At 64.4% G+C, this 18518-nt stretch carries 20 protein-coding genes; 12 read left to right on the top strand and 8 right to left on the bottom strand.

Annotated elements, in window-relative coordinates; all coding sequences use genetic code 11:
* Positions 1-155: 155 nt before the first annotated feature.
* From CK227_RS27685 to CK227_RS27720, 8 genes are all read left to right on the top strand, one after another.
* A complete protein-coding gene (locus CK227_RS27685) occupies positions 156-404 on the top strand; it encodes a DUF680 domain-containing protein (protein WP_095775135.1) in 249 nt (82 codons plus the stop codon).
* Between the two features lie 53 nt (positions 405-457).
* Positions 458-679, top strand: a complete 222-nt coding sequence (locus tag CK227_RS27690) for a DUF680 domain-containing protein (protein ID WP_095775136.1) — start codon at positions 458-460, stop codon at positions 677-679.
* A 112-nt stretch (positions 680-791) separates the two neighbouring features.
* Positions 792-1763, top strand: coding sequence for an MBL fold metallo-hydrolase (locus tag CK227_RS27695; protein ID WP_095775137.1), 972 nt, complete (start codon positions 792-794; stop codon positions 1761-1763).
* Between the two features lie 176 nt (positions 1764-1939).
* Positions 1940-2419 carry a tetratricopeptide repeat protein gene (locus CK227_RS27700; protein WP_095775138.1) on the top strand — a complete coding sequence of 160 codons (480 nt, stop codon included), beginning with the start codon at positions 1940-1942 and terminating at the stop codon, positions 2417-2419.
* A 535-nt stretch (positions 2420-2954) separates the two neighbouring features.
* Positions 2955-3476: a DoxX family protein gene (locus tag CK227_RS27705; protein WP_095775139.1), complete on the top strand. Its 522-nt coding sequence runs from the start codon at positions 2955-2957 to the stop codon at positions 3474-3476.
* 83 nt (positions 3477-3559) lie between these two features.
* The gene (locus tag CK227_RS27710; RefSeq protein ID WP_245318290.1) at positions 3560-4159 is read left to right on the top strand and encodes a BA14K family protein; all 600 of its coding nucleotides are present in this window, start codon (positions 3560-3562) and stop codon (positions 4157-4159) included.
* A gap of 114 nt (positions 4160-4273) precedes the next feature.
* A complete protein-coding gene (locus CK227_RS27715) occupies positions 4274-4591 on the top strand; it encodes a DUF2934 domain-containing protein (RefSeq protein ID WP_095775141.1) in 318 nt (105 codons plus the stop codon).
* 15 nt (positions 4592-4606) lie between these two features.
* Positions 4607-4756, top strand: coding sequence for a hypothetical protein (locus tag CK227_RS27720; protein WP_095775142.1), 150 nt, complete (start codon positions 4607-4609; stop codon positions 4754-4756).
* A 30-nt stretch (positions 4757-4786) separates the two neighbouring features.
* Here CK227_RS27720 and CK227_RS27725 read toward each other — a convergent pair whose 3' ends face one another.
* Positions 4787-5338 carry a hypothetical protein gene (locus CK227_RS27725; protein ID WP_143750539.1) on the bottom strand — a complete coding sequence of 184 codons (552 nt, stop codon included), beginning with the start codon at positions 5336-5338 and terminating at the stop codon, positions 4787-4789.
* A 659-nt stretch (positions 5339-5997) separates the two neighbouring features.
* On the opposite strand from CK227_RS27725, the gene CK227_RS27735 reads away from it, so the two are divergent.
* The 4 genes from CK227_RS27735 (at position 5998) to minE (ending at position 10224) form a co-directional block, all read left to right on the top strand.
* Positions 5998-7920 (top strand): adenylate/guanylate cyclase domain-containing protein, encoded by a 1923-nt coding sequence (locus tag CK227_RS27735; RefSeq protein ID WP_095775144.1) that lies wholly within the window; start codon positions 5998-6000, stop codon positions 7918-7920.
* A 292-nt stretch (positions 7921-8212) separates the two neighbouring features.
* Complete coding sequence (gene minC / locus CK227_RS27740) at positions 8213-9034, top strand: septum site-determining protein MinC (protein ID WP_095775145.1); 822 nt, start codon at positions 8213-8215, stop codon at positions 9032-9034.
* A 105-nt stretch (positions 9035-9139) separates the two neighbouring features.
* Complete coding sequence (gene minD, locus CK227_RS27745; protein WP_010910549.1) at positions 9140-9955, top strand: septum site-determining protein MinD; 816 nt, start codon at positions 9140-9142, stop codon at positions 9953-9955.
* The gene (gene minE / locus CK227_RS27750) at positions 9952-10224 is read left to right on the top strand and encodes a cell division topological specificity factor MinE (protein ID WP_027047075.1); all 273 of its coding nucleotides are present in this window, start codon (positions 9952-9954) and stop codon (positions 10222-10224) included. The genes minD and minE overlap by 4 nt, the downstream gene beginning before the upstream one ends.
* 558 nt (positions 10225-10782) lie before the next feature.
* Here minE and CK227_RS27760 read toward each other — a convergent pair.
* From CK227_RS27760 to CK227_RS27790, 7 genes are all read right to left on the bottom strand, one after another.
* Positions 10783-12567, bottom strand: coding sequence for an ABC transporter ATP-binding protein (locus CK227_RS27760; protein WP_095775146.1), 1785 nt, complete (start codon positions 12565-12567; stop codon positions 10783-10785).
* A complete protein-coding gene (locus CK227_RS27765; RefSeq protein WP_095775147.1) occupies positions 12567-13598 on the bottom strand; it encodes a glycosyltransferase in 1032 nt (343 codons plus the stop codon). Before CK227_RS27765 ends, CK227_RS27760 begins: the two co-directional genes overlap by 1 nt.
* Complete coding sequence (locus tag CK227_RS27770) at positions 13595-14710, bottom strand: glycosyltransferase (RefSeq protein ID WP_095775148.1); 1116 nt, start codon at positions 14708-14710, stop codon at positions 13595-13597. The genes CK227_RS27765 and CK227_RS27770 overlap by 4 nt, the downstream gene beginning before the upstream one ends.
* Positions 14707-15879 (bottom strand): acyltransferase, encoded by a 1173-nt coding sequence (locus CK227_RS27775; protein ID WP_095775149.1) that lies wholly within the window; start codon positions 15877-15879, stop codon positions 14707-14709. The genes CK227_RS27770 and CK227_RS27775 overlap by 4 nt, the downstream gene beginning before the upstream one ends.
* Positions 15879-16223, bottom strand: coding sequence for a hypothetical protein (locus tag CK227_RS27780; protein ID WP_095775150.1), 345 nt, complete (start codon positions 16221-16223; stop codon positions 15879-15881). The genes CK227_RS27775 and CK227_RS27780 overlap by 1 nt, the downstream gene beginning before the upstream one ends.
* 317 nt (positions 16224-16540) lie before the next feature.
* A complete protein-coding gene (locus tag CK227_RS27785) occupies positions 16541-17782 on the bottom strand; it encodes an ATP-binding protein (protein ID WP_095775151.1) in 1242 nt (413 codons plus the stop codon).
* Positions 17779-18504: a response regulator gene (locus CK227_RS27790; protein WP_095775152.1), complete on the bottom strand. Its 726-nt coding sequence runs from the start codon at positions 18502-18504 to the stop codon at positions 17779-17781. Before CK227_RS27790 ends, CK227_RS27785 begins: the two co-directional genes overlap by 4 nt.
* Between the last annotated feature and the right edge of the window lie 14 nt (positions 18505-18518).

Consider the following 18518-nt stretch of genomic DNA (forward strand, 5'->3'; position numbering starts at 1 on the left):
TTTCACCCAGATCCTGTCTGGCCGCGCCCCTTGAATCCCCGCCTCTCAAAAAAATCTCACCACCCCCGGGAATAAAGCACCGCCTTGCCGGGTCTTCCCTTCAGCGGGGCCAATCCGGTCCGCGACGCGAAGAAACGAAACAAGGATTTACGAACATGACCAAGCTCGCTCTCAGCGTGGCCGCGATGTTGCTTGCCTCGAGTGCCGCCTTTGCCGGCAGCGACCATTTCGGCGCCGACACTGTCAATCAGCCTGTCGCTTCCGTCGACACCAATGCCACCGCCTCGATCCCCTACACCGCGCACCCGGCCGGCGTCGACACCAAGGTGACGACCGGGCCGAGCCAAGGTTCGGTCCAGGACATCATCAACCGGCACAACGACGACGGTCTCTGGGGCCGCTGAGCGCCCCCGACCTTCGAACTCCTTCTCAAACCTCACAAACAGGAAGCACCGACATGAAAACCCTCGCTCTCACCGCCGCCGCCATCCTCGTGGCCACCACCGGCGCCTTTGCCGGCAGCGACCATTTTGGCGACCGCACCGCCAACCAGACGGCCGCCATGGTCGATAACACCCACACCGCCTCGATCCGCAAGGCCGACATGGTCCGGCACGGTGTCCAGGCGACAACGAAATCTGACGCGGACGAACCAGGCCAGGGCATCTGGGGCAACTGAGTTCTGGGTCCGGACCGCTCTCGAGGGTCCTGACCCAGCCCGCGATCAGGACGGAGGGCCATGTGGCGTGGCCCTCCGTCGCCCTTCCGCCACAACAACCCAGGAGACCACCATGTTCACCATGACACGCCGCACAGTGCTTCAATCCGCCGCCGCCGCTGCCGCTTTCGGCCTTGCCGGCAAGCTCGAATTCACCCACCCCGCTTTCGCGCAGACGCCGGTCGAGCCGACCGTCGGCTTCTACAAATACACGGTCGGCGACATCGAGGTCACCGCCATGTACGACGGCATCTGGAAGAAGCCGCACGACCCGGCCTTCATCAAGGATGTCTCGGTCGAAGACACCAAGGCGGCGCTCGCCAAGGCGGGGCTGACCACCGACTTCATGCCCATCCCGCTCACCGTCGTCGTGCTCAAGATGGGCGGCAAGCTGATCATGATGGATGCGGGCTCGGGCGTCGGCCAGTGGCAGGCCAATGCCACGCACCTGCCGGCCAACATGGCCGCCGCCGGCATCGACTACAAGGCGATCGACACCATCATGATCTCGCATTTCCACCCCGACCATGTCTGGGGCCTGATGGAGAAGGGCACCAACACGCCGGTGTTCCCCAATGCCGAGCTGATCGTCAGCGCCACCGAATACAGTTGGTGGACCGACCCGAGCCGGCTGGCCAAGCTGCCGGAGGGCCGCAAGCCGGCGGGCAAGCGCATCGCCGAAAACTTCCCGAAATGGAAGAACTGGAAGCTGGTTCAGGACGGCGCGGAAGTGGCGCCGGGCATCCAGATCGTCGCCGCGCCCGGCCACACGCCGGGACATTCGGTGTACCTCGCCAATTCCGGCAAGGAGCAGCTGATGATCTCGGCCGACACCATGTATGTGCCGGCCCTGCTGGCGCCGCATCCGGAATGGCAGGGCGCCTACGACCAGGATGGGCCGACCGCGATTGCCACGCGCCACAAGATCATCGACCGGGTGATCGCGGACAATATCCGCATTTCCGGGTCGCATTTCCCGTTCCCCGGCACCGGCGTCTTCGTCAAGGACGGGAGTGCCTATGGCTTCTCTGCCGTTCAGATTTGAGACCGTTTGGAAACTCTACTCTGGCGGCCATCTGAAGGCGTTTTCTGCGCTTCCGGTGCTCACGGACCCGAACGTCCGCTCCGCTCCGGTTCTCGAAACCACCATCATATGACTCGCCAAAGCGAATTTCGAAACGGTCTCTCAACGCTAACGCACAAACCAAAGCGAGAAAGACAATGAAAGAGCTTCTTTTGGGCAGAAACGCCCTGTTCGGCCTGCTCGGCGCCATCGCCGTGCTGACCATCGTTCCCGTTGCAACCATCATGCCGGCCTATGCGGTGGATGATATCGAGGGGGCCGATGCGCCCGATCTCACCGCTGTCCAGGCCAAGATCGCCGCCAAGGACTACAAGGGCGCGCTGGCCGATCTGCGCGACCTCGCACAGGACAACCAGCAGGCCGACGTCTACAATCTGCTCGGCTTCACGCTGCGCAAGACCGGCGACGTCACCACCGCGCTGACCTATTACAACAAGGCGCTGGAGCTGAAGCCCGACCACAAGGCCGCCCGAGAATATCTGGGCGAGCTCTATGTCGAGACCGGCGACATGAACAAGGCCAAGGAGCAGCTGGCCTCGCTGCAGAAACTCTGCCCCGCCGGCTGCGAGGAGCTTTCCGACCTGCAGAAGGCCATCGACACCAAGGTGATGCAGTAAGCGGTGACCCGTTCCAACTCCCCCACGGACGTGGCCATGAGCTTGGCCATGCATTGTCTTATGCTGCGTCGGTCGACCCCCACTCCGTCTCGGCTTCGCCGAGCCACTGCCGGGGCGAGCCACGGGTCTCGCCCGTCCTTCGGACCCCCCGATCGACGGGGTAGAGGAAAGGCGCAGGCTTTTTGCCGGCAAGGCTCGTCCGGCAATGCTCCCTTCCTTTCCCTCCGGAGGGGGAAAGGTGGCGCTGCGAAGCAGCGACGGATTGGGGGAACCACGTGGCAATCAAGCCTCGAGCTGGTCAGTCGCGGACTGGGGCAGAGGTGGCCGCCAAGCGGCCCGCGTTGGGGACTGGTACTGACCGATCCAGTCCCCCACCACCAGTTTGGGCGCTCGTGGCTGGCGCCCATTGCCGGAGCCGGCGCCTCTCCCTCGAGCCGGCTCCGGCCCTTTCGAAGATCAGACCCGTCAGGCGCCGTGCTTGCGCGCGTCCCACGGCGGGCGGCGCTTGCCTGCGCTCAAAAATTGGAGGCTGACCATGACACCGAACGAAATCGCCGCGAAGCTCACCGGCCCCGCCGCGAAATACCACATCAGGGACGTGACCCTGCTTGCCGGCCGCCTGCTCATGTCCTTCATCTTCCTGCATGAGGGCGTGACGCTGGCCAGCCATTTCGACGGCGCCGCCAAGGCGATGGCAGCACTTGGCGTCGGGCTGCCGCTGTTCGTCGCCACCATCGCGCTGCAACTGGGGGCAGGGCTCTCGGTGGCTTCAGGCCTGCTGACGCGGCTGGGCGGCATCGGGCTCGGCCTGTTCTGCCTGGCCACGGCCTTGCTGTTCCACGTCAACTTCGCCAGCCAGAACGAGCTGCTGCATTTCGAAAAGGACCTGGCCATATCCGGCGGCATGTTCGTGCTGGCCGCCGTCGGCGCCGGCCGGTTCTCGCTGGACTGGCTGCTGGCCGGGTATCTGCAAAAGCGCCAGCGCGACAAGGAAATGGTCAGGGCCTTGCTGGCCGTGGAGAACCAGTTCTCCGCGGATGTGCACCTGCCGGTGTGAGGCAGCAAGGCCGTCAGTATTGCGCTCGCTGGAACCAGTCCTGATCCCCCGCATTCTATTAGCTGAGGCTCAAGGAGTGTGTGATGAAAGCGGTTCTGGCACTGGTCGCAGGCTTCGTCCTCACCCTTGCGGTCTTTGCCAGCGGGCTGGCTTTCGCCGCCTGGCTGATACTGGCCAAGCCGGTGCATCAGGCCAGGCCCGCCGACAGTGTCTCGCAGCTGTGGACCAAGGACGCACAGCCCGTGGACAAGGCCGCGCCGGGCTTGGAGCGCGTTGCCGCCGCGCAGCCTCCCGCGCCCGATGTCGCCGCCAGGGCGGTCGACGCGACCATTACCAGCGCGGTGGCGCCCGATGCGGGCGAGGAGCAGGTCAGGCTGCCGGCTGCTCATCTCAGCTGGTGCGCGGACCGCTACCGCTCCTACAATCCAGACGACAACAGCTACATGTCCTACAGCGGACAGCAGCGCCCCTGCGTCTCGCCCTATCTCGAACCCGACGCCGGCCAGGCCGCGCAGCAGCCCGACGAAGTCAGCTATGTCGAGGGCGGCGCCGCGCCGCTGGTGGCGATAGCGGGCCTTTCGGACGACCACGTCCAATCCTGCTTCAGCCGCTACCGCTCCTACCGTCCCGAGGACAACAGCTACCAGCCCTATTCCGGTGGGCCGAGGCGCCAGTGCGAATAGGCGCCACGCGCCCTCCCACCCATCCGGCAATTCCGCTCGGACCTGCGATCACGCAAATTTTTTGGATCATTCGGATAGATGCGGCGTTCCTCCCTGACACGAAGGAGAACGACAATGGGCGACGAACGGCACGAGAAGATCCAGAAGCGCGCATACCAGATCTGGGAGCGTGAAGGCGGCGGCGATCCCGAGCATCATTGGCACCGGGCCGAGGCCGAGATCGACAGGGAAGCGGCCCTGCCGCTGACGGCCGACGACGCGCTGCCGCGCGAGATCGCCAGCACCGACGTGCTGGAGGTCGAGGAACTGGCCATGCGCACCGGCATATCCGGCGATGAGGCACAAGCGCTGCTCGACCGACTCGGCTCCGACCGCGCCGCGATCGAGCAGGCAGCGCGCAGCCTCAAGGCCAGGAAGGGCGCCAAATCCTGATCAGGGAGAGCTGAGATGATCCGCAAACTCAAGGACGGCAGATACCGGCTTTATTCGCGCAAGAAGGACGAGAAGACCGGGAAGCGGCGGAACCTGGGGACGTTCGATACGCGCGAGGCGGCGGAGAAGCATGAGAAGGAGGTGCAGTATTTCAAGCGGCATTGATGCTTGCGTCTGCAGCGCCGGGCGTCCACCTCATCCCTTGGCCGGCTCTTCGTAGATGCCGATGATGAGGAGCCATGCGCCTGAAATCAGGAAGGCCAACAAGACGATGGTTCCAAGCGCCGCGATGTAAAGGCCCACGCCGCGCCCGAGAATGAGGAAAATCGCGCCTGCAACCTCGGCCAGGTAACACATCGTGCCGCCCGCCAGCCGCGGCCCGGTCAACCCGATGGAACTCATCCCCGCCTTGATGGCCACGACATATCCTCTGACGAAGATGAATGTTGCTATGCCCCAGAGCAAAAGCCATTCGAGGCCGAGTGCCGGAAGATATTGACCTCCCAGAAGCGCAAGGCTGCATGCCATGAAAATCGCGCTGAAGCCCGACAGCATGTTGATTGCCCGGTTCTTATGCGTCGCGTTGCGGACAATGCGTTCGGGATTGATCGAGATCGCGACGAAGATCAACCCGGCAAGCCCCGCCGCGCCGCCGCCCACCATGACGAAGAAATCAGTCCATTGATCCAACATGACTTGCCCCTGAGCTTCAGCCGGCTCGATGGAGGCTAGCATGGCTGCGTTCAAGAACTCCACGCGGCGGGATAACCGATCGTGGGGTTTTGTCGTTCCCACGTTCGGGCCGGCGCAGCGTTGATCCCGACGGAGCAGGCAGCGCTCGGACTGAAGGCCAGGACGGGCGCTAAATCCTGATCAGGGAGAGCGAGATGATCCGCAAACTCAAGGACGGCAAATACCGGCTTTATTCACGCAAGAAGGATGAGAAGACCGGCAAGCGACGGAACCGGGGGGACGTTCGAGACGTGTGAGGCGGCTGAGAAGCATGAGCGGGAGGTGCAGTATTTCAAGCGGCATTGAGGGAGGGCTGTTCGGTGCGTACCTCTGGCTACCGTGATGGCGATACGCTGCAAGCTTGCGTGACCGGTTTACTCTTAATTCCGCTAAGCACACGGCAGCTTTGCGCCTGATATCGGCCGTAGAGGGCGCGTTTGCCTCTACGCAAAAGCAGATATCGCGGATGTGGTTAAGTCACGTCTGCAGGCTATCCGCACGCTCACGCGAGGGCTCGCATGTCAGCTGCCGACCAGATGCGGCGCCTAAGTATCTGAATCGGAATGACCGGCGTATTTTCACGCCCGATCGGCAAGTCCCTCGGAAGACAGGAGACTTGCGGTCAACAAGAGGGTAGATTGCCCCGCAGCTTCGGCTGAACTTCAGAGGGAAAGTTGGAACGCAGACTGACCGCTATCCTCGCAGCTGACGTCGTGGGCTACAGCCGCCTTATGGGCCTGGATGAAGAAGGTGCGCTGGCCGCTTTGAACCGCATTCGCGAGGAGTTGTTCAATTCCACCGTCTCGGACCACCGGGGACGCGTCGTCAAACAGACAGGCGACGGCTTCCTTGTCGAGTTTCCAAGCGTCGTAAATGCGGTCGCCTGCGCTGTAGCGATCCAACGCGGCATGCGACAAAGAAATGCAAATGTGTCCGCCCCCAATCGCGTTGACTTCCGCATAGGTATCAACCTCGGCGACATTATAGTCGAGGATGGCGATATCTTCGGCGACGGTGTCAATTTGGCCGCCCGGCTCGAGACATTCGCCGAGCCGGGCGGGATTTCCGTTTCTAGTTCCGTACGGGATCACGTCGGAGCCCGGCTCGACCTCACATTCGAGGACATGGGCGAGCAGTTGCTGAAGAACATCGACCGGCCCGTGCGCGTCTACAACATCTCCCTTGGCGCTTCGTCCGGAAGCGTGGACCGTGGCGCGGTCGCCTCCGAGGACGGGCGCGAGAAGGACAGGCCGCGGATTGCCGTGCTGCCCTTCAACAACATGAGCGGCGACCCGGAGCAGGAATATTTCTCCGATGGCATAACCGAGGACATCATCACCGATCTGTCTAAAGTGTCAGGACTTCACGTCGTCGCCCGCAATACCGTATTCACCTACAAGAGCAAGCCTATCAAGGTTCAGCAGACAGCGCGGGAACTCGGCGTCCGATACGTCCTTGAGGGCAGCGTCCGCAAAGTGGGCCAACGCGTGCGCGTCACTGGTCAGCTCATTGACGGGAAAGATGGCACACACATCTGGGCGGACCGCTACGACCGCGACCTGACCGACATCTTTGCGATTCAGGACGAGATAACCCACACCATTGTCGAGCAACTCAGGGTCAGGCTTTTGCCTGAGGAGAAGAAGGCGATCGAGCAGCCGCCAACCGTGAGTGTCGAAGCCTACACCTATTATCTCAGGGGGCGGGAGTTTTTCCGCGAATGGACTAAATCGTACCTGCTTCTGGCACGCCGGATGTTTGCCATGGCAGTGGAACTGGATCCCAATTATGCGCGTGCATATGCCGGCATCGCTGATTGCGACTCGGCACTGTTCGTGTGGCATTCCGAGCAGATATCACCTGAAGCAATCATGGAAATGAGTGCCAAGGCGCTCACGCTCGATCCGGGTCTAGCGGAGGCCCATGCCTCACTCGGGTTGGCACTTCTGCATGACAGGCGCCCCGAGGAGGCTAATGTGGCCTTTCAGCGTGCACTCGTCCTAGACCCTAATTCCTATGAGGCGAACTTCTTCTACGCCAGGCATTTTTACGTGAAAGGCGACTTCGAGGCGTCAGCCAAATATTTCGAACGCGCTGCGGAGATTCGTCCCGATGACTATGTCTCGGCGATGTTCCTGGCGGGTATATTTCGCCGACTCCGGCGCTTCGCGGATGCCGAGAAATGGGCGCGCGCGGGGATCGCGTTGGCTGAAGGTATGCTTGAACTGCATCCGGAAAATGCCGGGCCTGCGCACCGCGGAGCGCTTTTACTGGCGTATCTGGGCGAACGCGAGCGGGCAAGGGAGTGGGCCGCCCGCGCACTGGCGATCGATCCGGATGACCTTGTCGCCCACTTCAACATCGCGTGCGCGTATTCCGTCATGGGGGATCCCGACAAAGCACTGGGTCTTCTTGGGAAAATCCTCCCGCACAGTACCTGGTATCAGCGGAGCTGGTTTGAAAACGAGCCCGACTTCGACCCGATCCGCGAGCATCCCCAATTCGGAAAATTATTCGCGGCTTTTGCTGGGCAACCAACAGCCGTCGGTGGGGCTGATCCTGGAGAATCAGCCGAAGCGAACCGTCCTCCTGAATAATGAGACGCGGGCAAACGACTGACTTAAAGGTTGGCGTTGAGGCGGACCACTTCCGACCAGTCGAGCTATCCAAATGCGAAGCTTAAGTCCGCTTCTGCACTTCGTGCGCCAAAAAACCGTCAGTCCGCAAACGGCCCTATCAAGACATTCAGGGTGTTGGGGTAGCGGCCGCAACTGGCGTTTGGCCCGACCTTCCAATTCCTCGAAGACTGCCAAGTTGCCCACCCCTCCGTTAACCATTCATTAACCATTCCCTCGCTAGCGTTTACCTCTCAGTAAGGATTCGCCAGCCGTGACCTTTGCCGCCCCCCTCGAGGCCAAATCCATCCGCTTTCGTGCCCGTTCTTTCGTCGCTTTCACATTGACCCCGGAAGCGCCCATGGTGGAGTGGCTGCAGGGGCTGGATCACTGGATCGGCAACTCGCCGGGCTATTTTGCCGGGCGGCCGGTGCTGCTGGATCTGAACGTTTTGAAGCCGCAGCCGAGCGAGATCGCGGCACTTGTGGCGGAGCTGGGGACACGCGGCATCCGCATCTATGCCATCGAGCTGGAAGGGGCCTCGCTCGGGCCCGACCTGCCGCCCTTGCTGGTCGGCGCCAAGGAGGCGACGACGGAGGGGCTGCTGTCTGGCCGCAAGGGTGGGCAAGAGGCTTCCGGCAGGCCGGACGGCAAGACCGCCGAGGGCAGGGTGCCGGACCATGGCGCGGACGCCGGCGGCGTTGCCAAGGGCAAGGCTGGCGCAAGCAAGACCGACCAAAGCGAGCCGCAGGTTTCGCACTACGATTCGGGCACGCTGATGATCAAGACGCCGATCCGTTCCGGCCAGGCGATCATGCACGCGCATGGCGATGTCATCGTGCTGGGCTCGGTCGCGTCCGGTTCGGAGATCGTCGCCGCCGGCTCGATCCATGTCTACGGCACGCTGCGCGGGCGCGCTTCGGCGGGCGCGCTCGGCAACACCGCGGCGCGCATCTTCTGCCGCCGCAACGAGGCCGAGCTTCTGTCGGTCGACGGCTGGTACATCACCGCCGAGGAGATGGAAGGGGTGTCGCGCGGCAAACCGGTGCAGGCCTTCCTCGACGGCGACGGCCTGCGCGTCGAGGCTTTGAGTTGAAGCGGCTTGGGAGCTGAAGCGGCTTGGGAGCTGACGACCGCTGACTGAATAAAGGCCGGCAAGCCGGCCCGGGACAACAAACTGACAACAACGGAGGCTTTTTTCATGGGCAAGGTAGTGGTGGTCACATCGGGCAAGGGGGGTGTCGGCAAGACCACCTCGACGGCGGCGCTCGGTGCCGCCGTGGCCAAGACCGGCAAGAAGGTGGCGCTGGTCGATTTCGACGTCGGCCTGCGCAACCTCGACCTGATCATGGGCGCCGAACGCCGCGTGGTGTTCGACCTCGTCAACGTCATCCAGGGCACGGCCAAGCTGTCGCAGGCGCTGATCCGCGACAAGCGCGTCGACACGCTGTTCCTGCTGCCGGCCTCGCAGACGCGCGACAAGGACGCGCTGACCGAGGAGGGCGTCGGCGAGGTCATCGACAAGCTGCGCTCGGTGTTCGACTATGTCTTCTGCGACAGCCCGGCCGGCATCGAGCGCGGCGCGCAGCTCGCCATGCGCTTTGCCGACGAGGCGGTCATCGTCACCAATCCGGAAGTGTCGTCGGTGCGCGATTCCGACCGCATCATCGGCCTGCTCGACGCCCGCACCATGCGCGCCGAACAGGGCGAGCAGATCGCCAAGCACGTGCTGGTCACCCGCTACGACGCGGGGCGGGCCGCGCGCGGCGAAATGCTCAGCATCGACGATGTGCTGGAAATCCTGTCGGTGCCGCTGCTCGGCATCATTCCGGAAAGCCAGGACGTGCTGCGCGCCTCCAATCTCGGGGCGCCGGTGACGCTGTCTGAGCCGCTCAACACCGCGGCCAAGGCCTATATCGACGCCGCAAGGCGGCTGGAAGGCGAGGATCTGCCGGTCGTCGTCCCCTTCGAGCGCAAAGGTTTCCTCGACCGTCTGTTGGGAAGGAGGGCGGCATGAACGTGTTCGACCTTTTCAAGCGGCGCTCCAGCGCGCCGGTGGCGCGCGAGCGGCTGCAAGTGCTGCTCGCCTATGAGCGCCGCAACCGCAGCCAGCCCGACCTCGTCTCCATCCTGCGCGAGGAGATCATGGCGGTGATCGCCAAGCACGTGCAGATCGACCAGGATTACCTGCAGGTCTCGATGGACCGCGGCGAGACCATGTCGACGCTGGAGATCGATATCCAGATCCCCAACAAGAGCGCCGTGCCGATGGCGATCGCGGGCTGATCTTTACCCTCCCCCTTGTGGGGAGGGTCGGCTCGCAGTCGGAGCAAAGCGGAGATTGCGAGACGGGGTGGGGGCTGCGCGACGCCCCAGACCTGTACCTCGAAGACTGGCGCCAGGCGCCCCCCTCTGTCCTGCCGGACATCTCCCCCTCAAGGGGGGAGATTGGCAGTTTCCGCGACAGCTCACTCCTTGCGACGTTGGTGGTTGGCGAAAGCCGACCCGACATCTGATCTCCCCCTTGAGGGGGAGATGCCCGGCAGGGCAGAGGGGGGTGCGGTCCCGCCGACGTTGCCAGCCTCCCATCCCGTCACGTCGCCGCGAACGCCGCCGTTTTGCGCAAGGCGGCGGATGACCAGAGCAAGGGTAGGCCGGCGCCGCATCTGGAGAGTAAGCGATGGGCACCGGCCCGGGCGGATCGACAGGTCCGCCGCGAAGGAACGGTAGCGAGTCCGCGCACCGCATGGCATTGGTGCGATCGCGCAGGGTGCCAGCGGCACGTCATGGGCCGTTGATTCGGATTGCCTAGGGCCGCGCCGGGAATCGCGGCCCCGGCCCTTGTCAGTCCTGCGGTTCATGCTGGTAGAGCTCGTCCATCGAGAGCGACGCCAGGGCGCCGAAAGGGGCCTGCTTCTTCACCCGGCCACCGCTCAGGATCACCACGTCGTCGCAGAACGAGATGGTGCTGTGATGGTGGCTGATGACGATGGTCGTGCGCCGTCCCGCTCTCGACTTCAGGGTCTCGACGATGGCCGCCTCCGACAGCCCGTCGACCGCGTTGGTGGCTTCGTCGAGAATGAGCAGATCGGGATCGCGCACCAGGGCCCTGGCCAGCGCGATCCGCTGCCTCTGTCCCGCCGACAGATTGACGCCTCTGTAGCCGACGAGCGTCTCGTAGCCCTGAGGCAGCCGTTCGATGAATTCATGTGCTTCGGCCAGTTTCGCGGCGCGCTCGGCGTCCGCGAGCGTCGCCGCGTCCTGGCCGTAGCTTATGTTTTCGAAGATCGTGCCGTCGACCAGTTCCAGCTCCTGGCTGGCCAGCGCGATGTGGCGCCGCCATTGGCTGGCGTCGATGTGGTCGAGCGGCGATCCGTCGACGAGGATCCTGCCGCTGTCCGGTTCCACGAAGCGGCACAGAAGGTTGACGATCGTCGTCTTGCCGGCGCCGGAGCGGCCGATCAGCGCCGTCGAGCGGCCACTGTTGATGTCGAACGTCGCCGCATGCAGCACCACCTCACGCTGGTCCGTGCCGGAATAGGTGAACGTCACATCATCGAACCCGATGCCCCGGCGCAAACCGTGGAACGGCCCGTCGCCTTGCGGCGGCCCGGGCTTGCCGGAGGGATCCAGCATCCATGTCACCTCTTCCAGCGATCCGCTCAGGCCCTGCAGCTGGCTCCACGAGCCCTGCAGGGCCCGCATATGAGGCTGCAGCCTGTAGAGCAGGATGACGAAGGCGATGATCAGCGGGAAACTCACCTGCGCCAGCCAGGCGCCGATCACCACCGCCAGGAACAGCATGGCATGGAGAACCTCCGTCAGCGGCGGCAATGCGCCCTGGCGGACCTGCAGGACGAAGGAGGCGCGGCGAACCGCATCGGACGCGGTGTCGAAGATCGCCTTCTCCCGGCCCTCCTGGCCGAAGATGCGGATCAGGCGTCCGGCATGCACCAGATGCAGCATCTGCGAGGCAAGGTGGCTGTTGCGCGAAGCGACGCTGCGGCTGGGCTCCTTCAGATTGGCCGAGAGGATGGCGTGCGCGATCTGGACGAGCGCCAGCCCGAGCGTGACCAGCAGCGTCATGCGCCAGGACAGGAGAAGCAGGAAGGCCAGGAGGATGATGGCGGCCGATGCGCTGACGATCGCCGACAGCATGATCTGGATGGCATCCGACGCCCGCCAGGATTCGTTCGAAATGATGTTGAGCAGCCGTCCGGGGCTCTGCCGCAGGAAGAAGGGATAGCCGACCCGCAGGAGCTGCTCCGACAATGCGCTGCGGATCGAATGACTGGCTTTGCCGGAGATGAAGGTCGTCAGCAGCGTGTTGGCGAAGGCGAAGACGTTCTTCAGGATGATCGAGCCGAGGATGGCGGCCGAAATGACGACAAGCCGGTCGCGCTCGCTGAAGCCCGATCCGACTTGCTGGAGAACAGCGGAGAAGCCGGCCATTCCCGTCGCGTCGCCGTGTCCCATGATGATGCCCAGCAGCGGGATGATCAGGCCGATGCCGAACCCTTCGAGGGCAGCGCTGACCAGGCCGAGGCCCACCACGGCCGGAACCAGGCGCAGTTGCCGCGTTCCGAAGGCGCGGAACAGCATCGGCAGGCTAGGCGGGAGCAATGGCATCAGGCCTCGGCATTGGCTTGCTGGTCCTGCCGCACCGGCTCGGCCTGCGGCCGTCCGGCCAGCAGGAGCAGCGCGTATCTGGCCGCGCCAAGCACATTCATGCCGACGATCGGCCAGTGCGACAGATCGAGTTCACGATCGAAGGCGGGCCCGCCCGCCAATTCCCGCAAGGCGCCTCTCACGGCCCAGTAGAAATGGCGAAGCAGCCAGGGCGCGTGGCGGACATGTTTCAGGCAGAGCCCGCCATTGCCCAGGCTGTAGTCGCGGTGGAGCTTTTCGATGGCTTTGCGATCGCGCCGGCCATGGTGGTGGAATATCGTCATGTCGGGCACATACTCGACCGGGATGCCGAGCAGCACCGCCCGCACGAGGTAATCGGTATCCTCCGCCGACCGCAAGGGCCCGCCCGCGCCGAAGCGCTCGTCGAAATAGCCGATGCGGGCCGCGACGTCGCGGTGCATCGTCATGTTGCAGCCGAGCACGAAGCCGCCGGGGTGAATATCGGGCGTCAGCCGCTCGCGCACCCGCGATCGCTTGATCGTGAAAGGCAGGTCCCTGGGATCCCCCAGCTCGACACGGCCTCCCCGGATGAGCCCCTGTTCCCCGGAAGAATAATGCCGCTCCAGGTCGCGCAGATAGTCGGGATGCACCGCGCAATCATCATCGACGAAGACCAGCACGCGCCCCCTGGCGCGCCTCAACCCGGCGTTACGGGCAGCCGCCAGTCCGGGGCGCGGCTCGCAAACAGGCGTCAGTGGAATATCCGACATGGCGGCGATGCCGGCCAGGCGTTCCGCCGTGCGGTCGCTCGAGCCGTTGTCGACGACCACGAGCTCGGCCGCGAAGCCGGCATGCGCACGGCACGCGGCCTGCACCGACTTGATGCAGGCCTCGAGCACCGCGACGCGGTTGCGCGTACAGATGATGAAGGTGACTTCCGGCGCCGATCGATCCGGCCGCGGACCGGCCGGGGCGCCGACAAGCGCCGTCGAACGATCGCGCCGCAGAGGTTGGTGGGCTTTGACGGTCATGCCTCTAGCCCGCCCCCATGAGATGCCAGAACCGCCGCGGCGGGCGCGGATTTGAAGAAATATTCCACGGCGTCCGCTTGCTTGCCGGCCGACAGCGAGGCGCGGCTGAGCCAGGGCGCCCAGGCGCCCGGCCGTAGCGCATATTTCTCGCGCCGGCGGATGGCGTTCCACTTCGCGGTCCGCGTCAGCAGTTCATGCGCCAGTGCGGGCTGCCTTTCGTCGGCGACGAGCTGGTAGAGGAAATAGAACAGGTTGAGCGCGCCGGCCTCGAAGCTCGGCCGCGTCTCGTCCGGCAGCGAGCGGATCCGCTCCTCCAAGGCGAGAATGAAGTCGGCCGCGCGGGTCATCGTGTCGAAATTGACCGCTTCGCCGATGTCGCGCAGGTCGCGCGTGGCTTCCGCGAGGCCGTCGCGCTCGAGATTCTCGGCCACGATCCGCAAATGCGTCCTGCGCATCTCCTTGCTGTGGCGGCTGGTCACGCTTGCCTGATGGACGCGGTAGACGAGCAGGTTTTCGGGCATCATGGCCGCCGGGTAGCGGGCGGCCAGCCGCCTGAAGAGATCGAAATCCTCGGCGTGCCTGTAGGTCGGGTCGTAGTTGAGGTCGGCGTCTTCGATGACCTTCCTGTTGTAGACGACCGTCGGGTGCATGAAGATGGTGAAGAACATCGCCAATATGGGCATGCGGCCGGACCGGAACACCGGATCGGGCTTGCCCCTGGCGATGCGGCCGCGGATCAACATGTCGACGCCGGCGCCGCAGAAGCCGAGCTCGGGCCGCTGTTCGAACAGCGCCACCTGGCGCGACAGGCGCCAGGGATAGGCGACGTCGTCGGCGTCCATCCGCGCGACCAGCTCGCCGCTCGCGACCGCCAGTCCTTCGTTGAGCGTCGCGACGAGGCCGCGGTTTTCGCGCGAGATGATCGAGACGCGGCTGTCGGCCTGCCGGTATCGCTGGAGGATCTCGAGCGAATTGTCGCTCGAGCCGTCGTCGATCGCGATGACCTCCAGGCGGCCGTAGTCCTGCCGCAGGATGCTTCCAAGTGCCGCGGCAAGGTAGGGTCCGGCATTGTAGACCGGCAGCAGGACGGAGACGAGCGGCGCGGCGGTCATGGTCTTGCATCCGTTCGCGGGAGGTCGAGGGATGGCGTGCGGCCATCGGGCGATCCGCCGGGATAGGCTTGCGCCGGCCTCGCAAACCAGCCGGCATGACCGGCCTGGGCTCGCCTGACATAGGGGAAGTGGCGCTTGAGACTGTTGAGCGGCCTTTCGAAAACCAGCCAGGAAATCGAGGCCACGGCAATCGTGGCGGTGCTTGCAACCAGGAACCGTCCCGGCCCTTGCTCCGAGACATTGAGCGGAATCCAGGGCTGCGACTTGATGGCGAGCGACAGCAATATCGGGTGATAGAGATAGACGCCGTAGCTGATACGGCCGAGGGCGAGCAGCGGCGGCAGTTCCGCAAACCTGCCAGGGATGCCGCCAAGGCCGCGCGAACAGGCGGCGACGATGACCATCAGCGGCACCAGCGGCAGGATTTGCAGCAGCAGCCAGCGGGCCCACTCCAGCGTCGGATCGGCAGGCGCCGGGACAAACCACTCGATCATCAGGAACGCGGCCGCGAAGGCAGGCCAGCCCAGCCGCATCCATTGCGGCAGGCCGGCGCCCCTCGACCGCCAGCAGGCAAGCAGCGCGCCCGACGCCAGCGCGTCCATGGATGCCGGCGGCAGCAGGTCGCGCGCCAGCGCCGGGGTGGCGGTGACCGGCCAGTAGAAGCGATAGGCCAGCGACAGCGCGATGACGCCGATGCAGATCTGTTCGAAGCGCCGGTATGGGGCCAGCAGGACGACCAGCGGCCAGGCAATATAGAACTGCTCCTCGATGCTCAGGCTCCAGAAATGGCACAGCACCCAGGGGTTCCAGTCATTGCGCAGCGCATACCAGAAATTCGACAGGTAAAGCGCATGCCAGACCAGCGATCCCCTGGACTGCTCCAGGTCAAACAGCCAGACGAAACCCAGCACGGCAAAATAGGCAGGGAATATCCGCAGCGCCCGCCTGATGTAGAAGGACCGCAGCGCCGGGCCGGCTTCAAACGCGGCCGCCGAACGTGCTTCCAGGAGCAGGCGGGTGATCAGGAAGCCGCTCAGAACGAAGAACAGCCGCACGCCGATATGGCCCCAGAACGAAGATCCTCCCGCCGCGTAGAAATGCGAGTACATCACCATCGTCACGGCGATGGCCCTGAGTGCATCCAGCTGGATGTCGCGGGCGTTTGCCATCAGCGGCTTCCACCGGCGGCGTGATGTCCGCGATGAAGCTGGCGTGCGATTTCGAGCGGCAGACCAATGCACACGAAATTCGGCGGGACACCATCAAATCCGGGCTGTGCGAGCCTGCCTGCGTCGATCTCGCAATCGACGGACGGACGGCTCAAGTCGGTGAACCCGGCGGGATCCTTCACGGCGTATGTCCAGTCGCAAATGAGTCCCCCGGCGGATGGTTCGGTCACCGCATTGTGCAGCGCAACACAAAAAATCTTGCGAGCTGAAATACTTATGTGAGCAAGGCCAAAAATTGGCAGAAAGCCGCCGGTTTTTCGGATTTTGGCGATTTTCCACAGCATTTCAACCTTATGGTTCGAGTTGTATTGGCCTGCTCGCTTTGGTTGATTGGAAGCATTGCTACCCAGAGGGATAGGTAGCGCCCGAATTTTCGTTAAAAAGACCGCTGGATTTTAGAATCTACATTTTATCTATTTGGGCTCGTTCAAAATTATCCGGTGAATTTACTGAAATCATTGGCTTCTGCGGTGCAGCATAGTCGCCTTCTTTCGTCGGGCGACCACGCGGCTTGCTTCCCTCAAAGGACAGGCATTCGGCCAAGCCGCAGGGTGTTGCAAAGGCCTTTCACACGGCAAAGAGACCGTGGCTTGCCGGCGCCTCACACCGCCGCAAACACCACCGTCTGCGTCAAACCGCCACCCTTGCGGTTCTCCAGAGTCACCGTTCCGCCGTAACGCTCGATGATCTCCTTCGCGATGGCCAGGCCGAGCCCCGCGCCGGGGATGAATTGCTGGCGGCCGGGGTCGACGCGGAAGAAGGGCTCGAAGGCCTTGTTGATCAGGTCGGGCGGGATGCCCGGGCCGTTGTCGGAAATGGTCAGCACGGCGCGCCTGTCGGTGGCGGCGAGCGCGATGGCGCAGGCCTTGCCGTGGGTGGCGGCGTTGACGATCAGATTGCGCAGCGCGCGGCGCAGGCCGAGCGCTCCGGCGCGCACCGAGACCTTGTCCAGAGGACCGATCGAGACGGCATGGCCGAGCGAGACCATCTCGGCTTCGATGTCGCGCACCATCTTTTCCAGGTCCAGTGGCTCGACGGCGTCCTGATTTACCTCCTCGCGCACCAGGCGGATGGCGCTGTCAGCGATGCGGTCGAGCTCATCGAGGTCATGAAGCCACTTGTCTCGGTCTTCGTCGAGGAATTCGGCGCGCAGCCGCATGCGCGTCATCGGCGTGCGCAGGTCATGGCCGGCGGCGGCCACCAGCCGCATGCGGCTTTCCATGGCCACCTTCAGCCGCGACGACAGCTGGTTCAGCGCATGCGCCGTCGCCTTGACCTCGGCCGAACCCACCTCCGGCACCGCTGCCAGCACGCCGTCGCTACCGATCTTGGAGACGGCCGCCTCCAGCATCTCCAGCGGCCGGATCAGCACCGAGGTGAAATAGACCGAGACGGCCGTGGCGCCGGCCACGATCAGCGAGATCCAGCCTGCCAGGATCAGCCATTCGCGCCCCGGCGGCTGGAGATGGGGCACCTCGACGATCGCCCAGCGATTGTCGGGCAACTGCACCGAAGCGATCTGGCCGGGTCCACCGATCCTTTCGCTGACGAAAGCCAGCAAGTTGAAGCCGCGGCGGCGCAGGATGTCGGTGAGCATCGCGGTCTCCGCGCGGGCGATCCTGCCGCCGGCCGGATGGTCGGTGAATTGGACCTGCAGCACATCGGGGATAGGCCCTGGCAGCAGGCGCACCACGAGTTCCATCTGCTGGGCAACCCAGGGCACGACGAGTTCGGGCGGCGGCCCGCCGCCGCGCACGCTGATGACGGCGGCCGTCGCCAGGCCGACGACGCCGACGATCGAGGCGACAAGCAACAGGATGAGGCGGCGGCGCAGCGAGTTCACGCCGGCGTCTCCACCGTCTCGACGCGCGCGGTGAGCTGGTACCCGCCATTGCGCACGGTCTTGAACAGCGGCCCATCGCCGGTGTCGGCGAATTTGCGGCGCAGCCGGCTCATCAGCACGTCGACCGAGCGTTCGAGCGGGTCGCGCTCGCGGCCCTGCGTGAGGTCAAGCAGCTGGTCGCGCGACAGCAGCCGGCCGGGGCGGTCGAGGAACACCTGCAACAGGTCGAACTCGGCGCCGGTGAGGTCGATGAGCTCGCCCCGCCGATCCGTCACCTTGCGGGTGTCGGGTTCCAGCCGGTAGCTGGCGAAGCGGTAGATGCGGGGGCGCGGCGCCGGCGCCTCCTCGGGCGCGGCGCGCCGCAGCACGGCGCGGATGCGGGCGGTGAGCTCGCGCGGGTTGAAGGGCTTGCCGAGATAATCGTCGGCGCCGAGCTCAAGGCCGATGATGCGGTCGACATCTTCCTTCAGCGCCGTCAGCAGAATGACGGGGATATGCGGCTTGCGGTCGCGCAAGGTGCGGCAGATGTCCAGTCCCGACCCATCCGGCAGCATGACGTCGAGCACGACGAGGTCGAACTGGCCGGCGCCCAGCTTCTGCTCGCATTCGCGCCGGTCCGCCGCCACCGAGACGCGAAAGCCTTGGCCGTCGAGATAGCGGCCGAGCAGCGTGCGGATCTCGCGGTCGTCGTCGACGACCAGGATATGGGGTTGTGATTGCATGATCGTGCCCTTGC

The organism is Mesorhizobium sp. WSM4308 (genome assembly GCF_002294905.1).
Lineage (GTDB): Bacteria > Pseudomonadota > Alphaproteobacteria > Rhizobiales > Rhizobiaceae > Mesorhizobium.